The organism is Nonomuraea sp. NPDC001636 (genome assembly GCF_040298265.1).
Lineage (GTDB): Bacteria > Actinomycetota > Actinomycetes > Streptosporangiales > Streptosporangiaceae > Nonomuraea.
In genome coordinates this window covers 67218-79939 of the sequence record NZ_JBEOZT010000026.1, presented here as the reverse complement: position 1 = coordinate 79939, position 12722 = coordinate 67218, and the positions used below count along the sequence as shown (strand labels likewise).

Genomic DNA, 12722 nt, shown 5'->3' with positions numbered 1-12722 from the left:
CCGCTTTATGGTGAGGGCGCTTTCACCAGTTCCAGGAGGTATGCATGAGCCAGAGTATGCTCGGCGGCAACCCCGCGGAAATGCAGCAGATGGCCAGCCAGTTCACGCAGCAGTCCGAGGCGCTCCGCACCATCATGACCGCGCTCGACCGCGAGGCGGCCAAGGTCGGCACCGCGTGGACGGGCCCCGGAGCCCAGCGTTTCAGTCAGGCCTGGCAGAACTACCGCACGGCCTTCCAGCGCATGACCGAGGAGCTGCAGGAGGCTTCCCGGGTCATCGGCACGTACCAGCGGAACATCGAGTCCGCCACGCAGTGAGCACGGACAGGGGCCCTGGTCCGCCGCCGGGGCTTCTTCCGTCGTGAGGGGAGCTTTCCTCCCGGATCGGGCAGGCTACGCTCTTTCTCCATGATTGGTCGCGCCTTGGCGGCGAGCGTGCTCGCCCTGCAGTTCGCGGCGGCGCCGGCGCAGGCCGCGCCCGTGCGGTGCACGCCCAAGAAGGCCACCATGGCGATCGCCGAGACCTGGGCGCAGCGGCGGGTCAACGCCGAGAAGGTGTGGCCGCTGACCACGGGCCGGGGCGTCACGGTCGCCGTCATCGACAGCGGCGTGGACGAGACCCACCCCCAGATCCGGCTGAGCGGCAAGGCCGACCTCACCAACACCGGTTTTCGCGACTGCGTCGGCCACGGCACGGCGGTCGCCGGGCTCATCGCCGGCCTGCCGCGCAAGGACATCCCCTTCCACGGCGTCGCCCCCGGCGTGAGCCTGCTGTCGATCAAGTACGTCACCGGCGACAGGGGCGACGTGGGCCTGCTGGCCAAGGCCATCAAGACGGCCGTGGACGAGCACGCCGACGTCATCAACGTCTCCGTCGAGGCATCCAACACCCCGGACCTGAAGGCGGCCGTCGACTACGCGCTGGAGCGGGACGTGGTGATCGTCGCCGCCGCCGGCAACCTGACACAGGACGACGGCACCTCGACCCCCTCCTACCCCGCCGCGTACGACGGGGTGCTGTCGGTGGGCTCGGCGACCCCGGACGGCGGGCGCTCGACGTTCTCCAATCCCAACGCGGTCGCCGTGCTCGGCCCGGGGGAGGGCGTCAGCTCGACCTGGCCGCTCAAGGGGTACCAGTCCGCCCTGAAGGGCACCAGTTACGCCGCCCCGTACGTGGCGGGCGTGGTCGCGCTCGTCCGCGCGCGGCATCCCGGGCTGACGCAGCTCCAGGTGCGCAGGCGCATCACGCTGACCGCCGACGGCGCGTCGGGGACGGGCACCGGCGCCGGGATGGTGAACCCGCTGCTCGCGGTGACCGCGGTGCTGCCGTCGGAGCAGGTGGCCGTGGCGCCGCCGGTGCCGCCGCCGCTGCCCGCGACCGTCGTGCGCAAGGCCGTGCCGCCGGACCAGCGGTCGATGGAGGTCGCGACGGTGGTCGCGGCGGGCGGGTTCTCGCTGGTCGGGCTGGCGTTGGCGGCCTGGGTGTTCGTGCCCATGGGACGCAGACGGCGCTGGCGGCCCGGCTCGCCGCCGGATATCGGAAGAATTGACGGTTAACTGTAAGAGTGGGTGCCCGAAACTGCTGATGCTTATGGGGCTTATTTGGTTAAATGTCTCTGATCATGACGGACTCCTGAAAGGACGGTCATGGTGGAGAAGGACTCCCCCCAGGCAGCAGTACCGGAGCGGATCGGCGATCACGAGATCGTGAGCCTGTTGGGACAGGGCCCGCGTGGCGCCGTTCATCTGGGCAAGGAGTCCGAGGACGCCGATCCGGTCGCCATCAAGACGCTGACCGTGGACCCGGCGGCCGACCCGGACTTCGTGACCCGGCTCAAGGACGTCGGCCGGGTGTCCAGCTCGTACGTGGCCCGCACGCTCGACGCCGGCGTCCAGGACGGCCTGCTGTACGTCGTACGTGAGCACGTCGAGGGACGTTCGCTGGCCGAGACCGTCGCCGCCGACGGGCCGCTGACCGGCGACGCGCTCGAACGCGTGGCGGTCGGCATGCTCACCGCGCTGACCGCGGTGCACCTGGCCGGATTCGCGCACCGAGGACTCACCCCGAACAACGTGATCCTCACCGGCGAGGGGCTGCGCGTCACCGACATCGAGATCGGCGACCCCGCCGGCGAGATCGGCTACCGCGCCCCCGAGCAGATCAACGGCCTGCAGTACGGGCCCTACGCCGACGTCTTCGCCTGGGCGGCGACCGTGGTGTTCGCCGCCACCGGCTCCGCGCCGTTCGGCCAGGACGCGCACGCCGTGCTCACCGACGAGCCCAAGGTGGACGGGCTGCCCGACCCGCTGCGCCAGACCGTCCTCGCGGCGCTGTCCAAGGACGTGTCCGGACGGCCCACCACGTACACGGCGCTGCTGCGCCTGCTGGGGGACGACAAGGCCCCCATGCCGGCGGCGCCGATCGAGGGCGTGCCCGTGCAGGCGCCGATCGACGGCGTGCCGGTGCAGATGCCCCCGTCCCCGATGCCGCCGTCCGACCCGGCGGACCTCGCCACCCTGATCGACGGCCAGCCGCCCGTCCCGGGCCAGCCGCCCGTGCCGGGCCGGCCCCCGGTGCTGCCCCTGGCCATCGAGGGCGCCCCGATCCCGAACGGCCCGATGCAGCCCGGCCCGTTCCCCAACGGCCCGATCCCCAACGGCCCGTTCCCCAACGGCCCGATGGTGAACGGCCCTGTCCCGAACGGTCCGATCCCGAACGGTCCGATGGGGCACGACCCGATGCAGCCCGGCCCGTTCGTGCCCGGTGTGCCGCCGCAGGGCCCGATGGGGCATGAGCCCATGCAGCCCGGCCCGATGCAACCAGGCCCGATGCAGCACCTTCCCGTGGACGACGAGCCGGTGCAGGGCGTCCCGGTGCAGTACCCGCCGGTGCCCGTGCAGGCCGCCTGGGGGCCGCCGCCCGGACCGCAGAACCCGCCCGTGGAGCCGGCCCAGCCCGCGATGGCCGGTGCGGGCAGCACCGGACCGGCGCGCAAGCCGTTCCCCATCGGCCTGGTCGCCGGTGTGGTCGCGGTCATGCTGCTGTCGGCGATCGGCCTGTGGGGCGCGAGCCGCTACTCCTCCAACGTCACCTTCGAGCCCGCCGCCGCGGCGGGCTCCGCGTCGCCCAGCTCGGGCGCGGCGGCGGCGGCCCAGAAGGCGGTCACCGCCGTGCCCACGCAGCCCGAGCCGGAGGTCACCGCCCCCTGGGCGACCACGCCGTCCCCTGACGACGACGGCGTGGGCCCGCTGGTGCTGCCGGACGACGACACCTCCGCCGACACCCCGCAGGTGCCGGTGCTGACCACGGTGCCGACGCCGACGGCCACCCAGCAGCTGACGGTCCCGACGATCCAGCCGACCGCGCAGGAGCGGAAGACCACCAAGGAGCCCGAGCCGACGGCCACGGTCACCAAGACGGTCACCCCGACCCCCTCCGCGACGCAGACGCAGCAGCCGACCGAGACGCCCACCCAGAAGCCGACCGGGAAGCCCACGGACAAGCCGAACGGGAAGCCGACCGAGGAGCCGACCGAGACGCCCACCCCGACGCCCACCGCGACGCCCACCCCGACGCGCACTGCCATCCCCACCGCGACGGCCACCGCCACGCCCACCCCGACGGTGACGCAGCAGCCGACCCAGACCCCGACCCAGAGGCCCACGCAGGCGCCGGAGCCCACGCAGAAGCCCACCCAGGAGCCGGAGCCCACGAAGACCTCCACGCCTCCGGCCACGTCGAAGCCGAACCCCTACTCGCCGGTTCAGGTCTGCGGATCCGGTTTCGTGGTGCAGCGGTCGGCCCCGTTCACCGGCGGCACGACGTACCAGCTCTACAACAGCAGCACCGGGATGAACTGCGTGGTCACCCTCAAGTCCGGCCCCGACGTCGGCAAGGCGACCCCGGTCAGCGCGACCCTGGAGGTGCAGGGCGGCACGAGCAGCACCGACCGCGGCAACTACGAGTACTACGCAGGGCCGGTCAGGCTCCCCGCCAAGGGCAAGTGCGTGCGTTACGCGGGCAGCGCGGGCACGGGCAGCACCAGCGCGGACTGGGCGAACTGCGGCTAGGTTTCAGTATCCGCGGTAGCCGGAGCCGGTCTTCATGCCCACGACCCCCGGCACCGCGGACACACTGCCGTAGCGCTCGATCGAGTAGCGCACGCCCGCGATGATGTTGTCCACCGGGTTGTAGATGTCCCGGTGGCCGTCCAGGGCGTGGGCGTTGAAGGTCGGGTCGATCGTCTGCATGAGGCCCTTGGAGGGGTGCCCGGCGGTGGCGTTGGAGTCCCACAGGTTGATCGCGTGGGGGTTGCCGCCGGACTCGTGCTGGATGATCATCCAGATGTCGTCGACGTTCATCTTCCCGACCGGGTAGCCGTGCTCCTTGAGGATGGCGACGGCCTCCTCGATCCACTGCTTCACCTTGCCCGTGGGCGCCGGCCCGCCGCCCGCGGGAGGGGGCGGGCCGCTCGGGCCGTAGCCGCCGATGATGGGGCTGCCGCCGGTGCCCGAATAGGGCGAGGTGTAGCTCTGGGTACGCCGCCAGTCGAACCGGTGCCCGGCGTCCGGCACGAACTCCTGGTCGCCGGCCACCTTGATCTGGGCGAAGGTCGTCGCGCGCTCGCCCAGCGCCGTGCCGATGGCGGTCTTGGCGTCGGTGACGGCGTCCTTGGCGTCCTTGACCGGTTTCCTGGCGTTCTCGGTCTCCTCGCGCACCAGGCGGCCGATCTCGGCGTCCAGGTCCTCCTGCTTGGCGTCGGGGTTGGCCGTCCGGTGGTTCTGGACGCGGGTGAGCAGGCGGTCGCAGATGCCGTCCACCTGGCGCTGGGAGCTCTCCAGCACGCCGGCGGCGGCGTCGAGCGCGTCGGCGCAGGAGTTGAGCGCGTCGTGCAGGCCCTGCCCGGCCCTGCCGTAGTCCCCCATGTAGCGGACGAACGCGTCCGCCGAGTCGCCCTCCCAGGCCAGGTCCACGGTGGTGACGGCGCTGCCGAGCTGGCTGGAGTCGGCGAGCACCTTGCCCGCGGCCGTACGCCAGCGCTTGGCGATGCCGCGGATCGCGCCCGGGTCGCCGCTCACCTGCCCGGCCAGCGCGGCCAGCGTGGGACCGCCGGGCAGGGCGTTGATCGCCTCCGGTGCGCTCATGCCGGGGAGTTCGCCTTCCGCACGTTGCTCTCCACCAGGTCCAGGGCCCGTTCGACGCTCTGGACGAGGCTCTTGGCCTTGCCGAACTCGCGGTCGGCGACGCTCTCCACCTGGTCCACGGCGGTCGCGAGGGCCGCGGAGTCGGCCAGCTTGCCGAAGATCGAGGGGTCGGCGGCGCCGGCGGGGAAGCTCTCCGCGAGGTCGCCGAACTTGCCCGCCACGGTCTTGGCCGCGATGCGGCAGTCGTCCAGGGCCTCGAAGTGGATGTCCAGTCCTGCCATCACTCCTCCTCCGCCGGCGGCCAGAACGCCGTCTGCGCCAGCCGCGAGCCGAACCTTCTGTCCACCACGAAGCCGCGTCCCGGGGGCTGCGGCTGGGCGCGGACGTTGCCGAACAGGAAGCCCTCGTCCCTGCTGCCGGACAGGATCACCGCGGGGCTGGCCATGTCCTTGATGCGCTGGATCACCGGGTCGAACATGGCCCGGCCCAGGCCGCCCATGGCCCGCGACATGATCAGGTGCAGTCCGATGTCCCGGGCCTGCGGCAGCAGCTCGACCAGTGGCAGCAGCGGGTTGTTGGACGTGGCCACCAGGTCGTAGTCGTCGACCACGATGTACAGGTCGGAGCCCTTCCACCAGTCGCGGGCGCGCAGCTGCTCGGGCGTGAGGTTGGCCGGCGGCAGGCGCTTGAGCAGGGCGTTGCGGGCGTCGTTGACCAGTTCGAGCGCGGCGGCGCTGGAGGCGGCGTAGCCGATGCGGTTCTCGCTGACCGCCGTGTCCAGCAGCGACCGGCGGTAGTCGATCACGATCATCATGGCCTCGCGCGGCGTGTGCCGGGCGACGACGTTCTCGGCGATCACCTTGAGCATGTTGGACTTGCCGCTCTCGGTGTCGCCGACCACGACGAAGTGCGGGTCGGCGTCGAAGTCGATCAGCACGGGCGCGAGCGCGGCCTCGTCCACGCCGATCGCGATCCGCGACTTGCCGGTCTCCTCCACGCCCGGCAGCGACGCGGCGGGCAGCACCGCCGGCAGCAGCCTGACCTGCTTGGCGGGCGGGCCCTGCCAGGAGTCCCCGATCGCCTGCACCAGGCCCTGGAGGCCGGCGGCCAGGTCGTCGGAGTCCTGCACGCCGTCGATCCTGGGCAGCGCGCCGAGGAAGTGCAGGCCGTCCTTGGTCAGGCCGCGTCCGGGCACGCCTTCCGGCACGGCCAGCGACTTCTTCCTGTTGATCTCGGACTCGTACGCGTCGCCGAGCTTGAGCTCCACGCGCGTGCCGAACAGGTCCCGGATGCCGGGCCGGAACTCCGACCACTTGCCGGTGGCCGCCACCACGTGGATGCCGTAGCCGAGGCCGCGCGCCGCCAGGTCGGTGATGACCGGCTCCAGGGCCTCGAAGTCCTGCCGGATCGTCAGCCAGCCGTCCACGACGAGGAAGATGTCGCCCCAGCCGTCGCCCTGGAGCGAGCCGTCGGCGACCCGCCTGCGGTAGGTGCTCATGGAGTCGACGCCGTTCTCGGTGAACTCCCGCTCCCGGTCGCGCAGGATCGAGGCGATCTCGGCCACCGTGCGGCGCACCCGGTCGGCGTCCAGCCTGGAGGCCACGCCGCCGACGTGCGGCAGCCCCTCCAGCGAGGCCAGCGCGCCGCCGCCGAAGTCCAGGCAGTAGAACTGCACCTCGCGGGGGGTGTGCGTGAGCGCCATGCTGGTGATCAGCGTGCGCAGGATCGTGCTCTTGCCGCTCTGCGGGCCGCCGGCCACGCCCACGTGCCCGGCCGCGCCGGACAGGTCCAGCCAGTACGGGTCCCGCCGCTGCTCGAACGGCCGGTCGATGATCCCCACCACGGCCTGCAACCGGCCGCGGCCGGTCCATCCGGCGGTGGCCAGCCCCAGCTCGGGCGTGACCGACAGCGGGGGCAGCAGGTGCGCCAGCGTGGGCGGCTCGGCCAGCGGCGGCAGCCAGATGCGGTGCGCGGGCGGCCCCTGGCCCACCAGGCGGCCGACGACGATGTCCAGGAGGCTCTGCTGCGCCTTGTTGCTCTCCTCCTGCGCCGCGGGGTCCTCGGGCGGCTCCTCGACCATCGGGACGGGCACGAAGTCGGGGCCGTACTCGACGATCTCCCGGACCGTCACCGAGCCGTCGGTGGTGGCGACGTGCCGCAGGTCGACCTGGTGGGGGCCGGACACGTACGCGGCCTTGAACCGGGTCATGCCGGACGTGTCGAACTTCAGGTACCCGTTGCCCGGCGCGGACGGCAGCTCGTAGGCGTCGGCCACCCCCAGCACGACCCGGCTCTCCATGGCCGAGAACGTGCGCAGACCGATCCGGTACGAAAGGTGCGTGTCGAGCCCGCGCAGCCGTCCCTCCTCCAGCCGCTGCGAGGCCAGCAGCAGGTGCACGCCGAGCGAGCGCCCGAGCCGGCCGATCATCACGAACAGGTCGATGAACTCGGGCTTGGCCGTCAGCAGCTCGCTGAACTCGTCCAGGATGACGAACAGCGTGGGCAGCGGACGCAGGTTGGCGCCCTGCTCGCGGGCCCGCTCGTAGTCGCGCAGGGAGGCGTAGTTGCCGGCCGCGCGCAGCAGCTCCTGGCGGCGCACCATCTCGCCGTGCAGGGCGTCGTGCATGCGGTCGACGAGCGGCAGCTCGTCCTCCAGGTTCGTGATGACCGCGGAGACGTGCGAGAGGCCGTCCAGGCCGAGGAAGGTCGCGCCGCCCTTGAAGTCCACAAGCACGAAGTTGAGGATCTCCGAGGAGTGCGTGACCGCCAGGCCGAGCACCAGCGTGCGCAGCAGCTCGCTCTTGCCCGAGCCGGTCGCGCCGATGACCAGGCCGTGCGGGCCCATGCCGCCCTGGGCGGACTCCTTGATGTCCAGCTCGACCAGCCGGCCGTCGGCGCCGAGGCCGATCGGCACCCGCAGCCGGTTCCGGCCGGCGCGGGGCCGCCAGGTCACCGACGGCTCCAGCCGGGTCGGGTCGCCGACGCCGAGCAGCTCGGTCAGGGTCGTGTTCACCGCCAGCACGTCCTGGGCGTCGCCGCCCTTGGCCGTGGAGGCGCGCAGCGGCGCGAGCTGGCGGGCCAGCCCCTCGGCGCGCAGGTAGTCCAGCGCGTCGGGGTCGCCGAGCCGGTTGGTGTTCTCGCGGCCCGCGTGGTCCAGCTTGACCATGTGGAAGCCGGCGGCGTCGATGCGCAGCCGCAGCGTGCTGCGCTCCTCGACGGTCCCGGCCGAGTTCGACAGGTCGATCACGGTGACGCCGTCGATGGCGTCCGCGCCGAGCTGGGAGTCCTGCGGCACGTGCCCGCCGTCCAGGATGAGCACGTGGTACGGCAGCGCGTCCGGCGAGGCGCCCGGCTTGAAGCGGGCCCGCTCCTTCAGCTCCGCGCCCACCAGGCGGTCGAGCTGGGACAGGTTCTCGGCCATGAGCCTGACCTGGCCGGCGCCGTCGGTCTCCTCGGGGTGCAGGGCGTGCGGCAGCCACTTGACCCATTCCCAGTGGCTCATCCACTCCTTGCTCGCGCACACCATGATCCGCATGTCGTCGGGGGAGTGGAAGACGGCCATCTGCGCGATCATGGCCCGGACCAGGTCGCGGACCAGGGCGGGGTCGCCGTCCAGCTTGATGCGGGCGAAGGAGTGCAGCGCGACGGCGACCGGCAGGCGTTCGACGGTCGAGTGGGTGCGGATGAAGCGGCGCAGCGCGCCGGCCGACAGGGCGTCCAGGTCCTCGACCGGCTTGGAGTCCGGGGGGATGAGCTGGACGGCCAGCTTCTGGATGCCGGTGCCGAGGCGTACGGTGCTGAAGTCCTCGTCGCGGGGGCGGCGCTCCCACAGGCGCGGGCCCATCGCGGTCCACCACAGGGTGTCGGGGGCCGGGCCGCTCCACTCCAGGGCCTCGCGCTGCTGGATGGCCGCCTTGCGCACCTTCTTGCGGATCTGCGCCAGGTAGCGGAAGTAGTCGCGGCGGGCGCCGTTGAGCCGGGCCTTGCGCTCGCCGGCCTGGCGGCCCATCTGGCCGACCGTCATGCCGACCATCGAGAACGCGAACAGGCCGCTGGCGACGTACATGATGGGGTTGGCGTTGGTGCCCCCGGCGGTGAACATCAGGCCCATCGCCGCCGCGCCCGCCACCATCGGCAGGTACGTCAGCACCGCCATCATGCCCTGCGACTGGACCTCTGGGATCTCCGGTGGGGACTCCAGCAGGATCTCACCGCGCGGCGGCTTGGGGCTGGGGCGGCGCTCCGGGCGCCGTACTACGACGATGCTCACCCTTGTGACAGGCCCTTCTGGTGCTCGGAAGAACCTTCTTACCAGATGTGCCTAACGTCCGAGTTGAGGTCTGAGTTAACTCTGTCTCGCTATGTTGTGTTTGTGACATCGCTGGCCGAAATCCCCCCTCCACAGCAGGGCGCGTTGCACCAGGTGCCCGCTCCGCTCCCGCCGCTGTGCCACGTGACGGTGGTAGGGCCGCGCAGGAAGGCCGACCTGGCACTGCCCGCCGACATCCCGCTGCCGCACGTCCTCCCGGGGCTGCTCAGAGCCATGGGCGAGCTGGGCGGCGACATCGCCACCGCGCCCGGCTGGACGCTTCAGCGGCTCGGCGGCCCTCCCTTCGACCTGGGACAGAGCCTCGGCGCGCTGGGCGTGCTGGACGGCGAGATCCTCTACCTGCGCCCGCGCGCGGTGTCGCTGCCGCCGGCCAGGTTCGACGACGTCGCCGACGTGGTCGCCACCGGCGTGCGCGAGGGCAAGGGCAAGTGGTCGCCCGACCTGACCCGCGGGCTCGGCGGCGGGGCGGCCTGCGGGCTGCTCGTCGCCGGCGCCGTGGCGCTGGCCTTCGGCGGCCTGACCCCGATGGTGACCGCGATCGTGGCCGGGTCGCTCGCGCTGCTGATCGTCGGCGTGGGGACGGCCATCTCACGCGCGGTCGGCGACTCCGGCTCCGGCGCGCTGATCGGCTACGCCGCCCTCCCGTACGCGTTCCTGGCCGGGCTACTGGCCCCGGCGGCCGGCGGCGGGCTGTTGACCGTCGGCGCGCCGCAACTCCTCGGGGCCCTGGCCTGCACCGCGCTGGTGGCCACGCTCGGCGGCACCGCGATCGCGGACGGCGTGCCGGGTTTCCTCGGCACGGCCATCGCCTCGATGGCCGGCGCGGTCTGCGCGGCCGTCGTCATGGTGACGGGGGCGTCGCCCGCGGGGGTGGCGGCCGTGGGCGCGGCCGTCGTGATGGCGCTCAGCCCGCTGGTGCCCGTGTTGTCGTTCCGGCTGGCCCGCGTGCCGCTGCCGGCCATGCCCACCAACGCCGAGGAGCTGCGCGGCGACAACCAGCGGCTCGACAGCGCCTCGGTGCTGGAGCGCACCGGCGCGGCGCGGCGGTACGCGACCGGCATGGTCGTGGGCGTCGCGCTGGTCGGGGCCGGGGCGCACGCGCTGTTTGTCGCGGACGGCCGGTGGATCTCGGTGGCGATGTCCGTGGTGCTGGCGTTCACGCAGATCATGCGGGCCCGGGTGTTCCAGGGCGTCGGGCAGCGGCTTTGGCTGCTGCTGGTCGGGCTGGGCGCGCTCGGCGCGGTGGCCGTGTCCGTCGGGATCGGCGTGGGCGGCGTGGCCTCGGTGGCCGTGGTGCTCGGGTTGCTGTGGGCGGCCATGGTGGTCGTCGGCATGGGGGTGTGGCTGCCCGGCGGCAGGCCCTCGCCGTTCTGGGGGAGGGCCGCCGACATCCTCGAATGGGCGTTGATCGTCGCGCTGGTGCCGCTGGCGCTCGGGGTGCTGGAGGTCTACGCCTGGGTACGCGGACTGGCCGGTTAGCCGGTTCGTCCCGAAGTGAACATCACGAAGCCTTGATTGTGGTTAACTCGCACCGATGTGCCCTATGGGAGGGATGGTGTCGGTGACGGATTTCGGGGACTTCGGCAACATCGACATGGACCGGCTCCTGGACAGCATGGACGAGCAGCTCAGCAAGTCCGAGGAGCTGCAGAAGGCCATGTCCGCCCTGGTGGGCAGGGGAGAGGACGAAGGGCACCTGGTCGTCGTCGAGTACGCCCAGGAGGGCCTGCGCACCCTGGACATCCAGCCGAAGGCGATGCGGCTGAGCGCGGCCGAGCTGTCGGAGCGGATCAAGGAGACCATCGCGGCGGCGACCGCCGACCTGCAACGTCAGGCCGACGAGCTGCTGACCGAGATGTTCGGCGTGCACGGCAATCCGATGCGCATGATGGAGAACCCCGGCCGGGCGCTGCGCGAGGTCCGGAAGGCCGAGGCCAGCTACGAACGGGCTTTTGAGGACGTAATGGGAGAACTCGACAGAATCCGCCGCGACCTGGACCTGTGATTGACCAGGGCGTTTGCTGACATGTCGAGAAGTTGTTACATCTTGGCCATTGGGTCTGCTGTTACTCATGGGCTGTTTGGTGCTTATATGGGTTAGCGACCGAAATGATCGTTACGGAGGTGACGAGTGTCCGAATTCTTTGGGGCAAGCCCGAGCCAGATCAAGGTGGCCTCTGGCCACGTGGTGGACACCGCCGAGTACATCGAGGGTCTGAGGGTGTCGGTCGAGACGACCGCCAACGGTCTCCTCAACACCGGCTGGCTCGGCCCGGCGGCGGCCAAGTTCAAGAACGCCATGACCAACTGGGACAACTCCATGCGGAACGTACGGACCGACCTGGAGGGGATCGCCGAAAAGATGGGCGCCAACGCGGTCGTCTACTCCGCGGCCGACCAGGACGTCCAGGCCGGTATGGGCCGCGTCGAGTCCCTGATCAACGTCGACATCAAGTAGGAGGGGGACCGCGGTGTCCGCTGAGCTCGACTTCACCAAAGTCAACTTTGGGCACATGGAGCTCGCCCAGGGCGACTTCGTCAAGATCGTCGGTTCCTTCGAGAAGGCCACCGAAGACCTGATGACCCGGCTGAAGACCGACCTGGCCGGCCATTGGGAGGGCCCGGACGGCGCCGAGACGTTCTTCCGGCAGCACGAGCAGAAGTGGCAGGCCGCGGCCGCCCAGATGCGCGGGCAGCTGGACGAGCTGCAGAAGGCCGTCCAGATCGCGAACGAGAACTACCGCGCGGCCGAGAACCGCAACAAGTCCATCTGGTACGACGGCTGACGTCTTCTGCTCGGCCACCCGCGCGGTGGCCGAGCCTGGTGAGGGGAGGATCATGGCCGGGCTCGAACCCGAACCGTGGCCCGGGCTCGACGACACCGACGCCGAGCTCTACTACAACGTGGGCAAGATGCGGGCCATCGCCGACGACCTGGAGATCGCCCTGGCGCTCACGCAGGGCGCCGGCGGGAACAGGGACGGCGTCACCGGCTCGGTGGAGACCCTCACGAGGTACTTCGCGCTGGGCGAGGAGCACATAGGGCGGTGGCCGGCGGCCAGCGCCCTCGCGCACAGCGTGGGCAGCACCGGCGCGGACCCCGGCGGCCAGGTGTCGATGGAGGGCCGCGGAGCGCTGCTGACCGCCCTGTACCAGGACTATGTCGAGTGCTGCCAGAAACTGGTCAAGGCCATCAGGGACAGCGCCGACAGTTACGCCAAGACGAACCCGGGCCGGGAGTGAGCAGC

11 protein-coding genes are annotated in these 12722 nt (G+C 71.5%); 8 read left to right on the top strand and 3 right to left on the bottom strand.

The window, feature by feature from the left end; genetic code table 11:
• Window positions 1–44: 44 nt before the first annotated feature.
• From ABT158_RS37705 to ABT158_RS37695, 3 genes are all read left to right on the top strand, one after another.
• On the top strand, window positions 45–317 hold the full coding sequence (locus ABT158_RS37705) for a WXG100 family type VII secretion target (protein ID WP_352326956.1): 273 nt from the start codon (window positions 45–47) through the stop codon (window positions 315–317).
• 90 nt (window positions 318–407) lie between these two features.
• A complete protein-coding gene (locus tag ABT158_RS37700; protein ID WP_352361917.1) occupies window positions 408–1556 on the top strand; it encodes a S8 family serine peptidase in 1149 nt (382 codons plus the stop codon).
• A 90-nt stretch (window positions 1557–1646) separates the two neighbouring features.
• On the top strand, window positions 1647–4070 hold the full coding sequence (locus ABT158_RS37695; protein WP_352361915.1) for a serine/threonine protein kinase: 2424 nt from the start codon (window positions 1647–1649) through the stop codon (window positions 4068–4070).
• Between the two features lie 3 nt (window positions 4071–4073).
• Here the strand turns inward: ABT158_RS37695 and ABT158_RS37690 are convergent, their stop codons facing one another.
• The 3 genes from ABT158_RS37690 to eccCa are packed head-to-tail and all read right to left on the bottom strand — an operon-like array spanning window position 4074 to window position 9414.
• Window positions 4074–5144 (bottom strand): transglycosylase SLT domain-containing protein, encoded by a 1071-nt coding sequence (locus tag ABT158_RS37690; protein ID WP_352361913.1) that lies wholly within the window; start codon window positions 5142–5144, stop codon window positions 4074–4076.
• On the bottom strand, window positions 5141–5425 hold the full coding sequence (locus ABT158_RS37685; protein ID WP_352361911.1) for a hypothetical protein: 285 nt from the start codon (window positions 5423–5425) through the stop codon (window positions 5141–5143). Before ABT158_RS37685 ends, ABT158_RS37690 begins: the two co-directional genes overlap by 4 nt.
• Entirely contained in the window at window positions 5425–9414 is a 3990-nt protein-coding gene (gene eccCa, locus ABT158_RS37680) for a type VII secretion protein EccCa (RefSeq protein ID WP_352361909.1), read from the bottom strand. Before eccCa ends, ABT158_RS37685 begins: the two co-directional genes overlap by 1 nt.
• Window positions 9415–9516: 102 nt before the next feature.
• On the opposite strand from eccCa, the gene eccD reads away from it, so the two are divergent.
• The 5 genes from eccD to ABT158_RS37655 all read left to right on the top strand — a co-directional run bounded on the left by eccD (window position 9517) and on the right by ABT158_RS37655 (window position 12717).
• Window positions 9517–10953: a type VII secretion integral membrane protein EccD gene (gene eccD / locus ABT158_RS37675; RefSeq protein WP_352361907.1), complete on the top strand. Its 1437-nt coding sequence runs from the start codon at window positions 9517–9519 to the stop codon at window positions 10951–10953.
• An 82-nt stretch (window positions 10954–11035) separates the two neighbouring features.
• Window positions 11036–11479, top strand: a complete 444-nt coding sequence (locus ABT158_RS37670; RefSeq protein WP_352361905.1) for a YbaB/EbfC family nucleoid-associated protein — start codon at window positions 11036–11038, stop codon at window positions 11477–11479.
• 126 nt (window positions 11480–11605) lie between these two features.
• Window positions 11606–11932, top strand: coding sequence for a WXG100 family type VII secretion target (locus ABT158_RS37665; protein ID WP_352361903.1), 327 nt, complete (start codon window positions 11606–11608; stop codon window positions 11930–11932).
• Between the two features lie 13 nt (window positions 11933–11945).
• The gene (locus tag ABT158_RS37660; RefSeq protein WP_352361901.1) at window positions 11946–12260 is read left to right on the top strand and encodes a WXG100 family type VII secretion target; all 315 of its coding nucleotides are present in this window, start codon (window positions 11946–11948) and stop codon (window positions 12258–12260) included.
• A 52-nt stretch (window positions 12261–12312) separates the two neighbouring features.
• On the top strand, window positions 12313–12717 hold the full coding sequence (locus ABT158_RS37655; protein WP_352361899.1) for a hypothetical protein: 405 nt from the start codon (window positions 12313–12315) through the stop codon (window positions 12715–12717).
• Window positions 12718–12722 lie beyond the last annotated feature (5 nt).

Bases quoted from the DNA above. Each gene is read 5' to 3' on its own strand.
- ABT158_RS37685 (WP_352361911.1), bottom strand. From the start codon at position 5,425: ATGGCAGGACTGGACATCCACTTCGAGGCCCTGGACGACTGCCGCATC.
- ABT158_RS37700 (WP_352361917.1), top strand. From the start codon at position 408: ATGATTGGTCGCGCCTTGGCGGCGAGCGTGCTCGCCCTGCAGTTCGCG.
- ABT158_RS37705 (WP_352326956.1), top strand. From the start codon at position 45: ATGAGCCAGAGTATGCTCGGCGGCAACCCCGCGGAAATGCAGCAGATG.
- ABT158_RS37695 (WP_352361915.1), top strand. From the start codon at position 1,647: ATGGTGGAGAAGGACTCCCCCCAGGCAGCAGTACCGGAGCGGATCGGC.
- ABT158_RS37690 (WP_352361913.1), bottom strand. From the start codon at position 5,144: ATGAGCGCACCGGAGGCGATCAACGCCCTGCCCGGCGGTCCCACGCTG.
- ABT158_RS37655 (WP_352361899.1), top strand. From the start codon at position 12,313: ATGGCCGGGCTCGAACCCGAACCGTGGCCCGGGCTCGACGACACCGAC.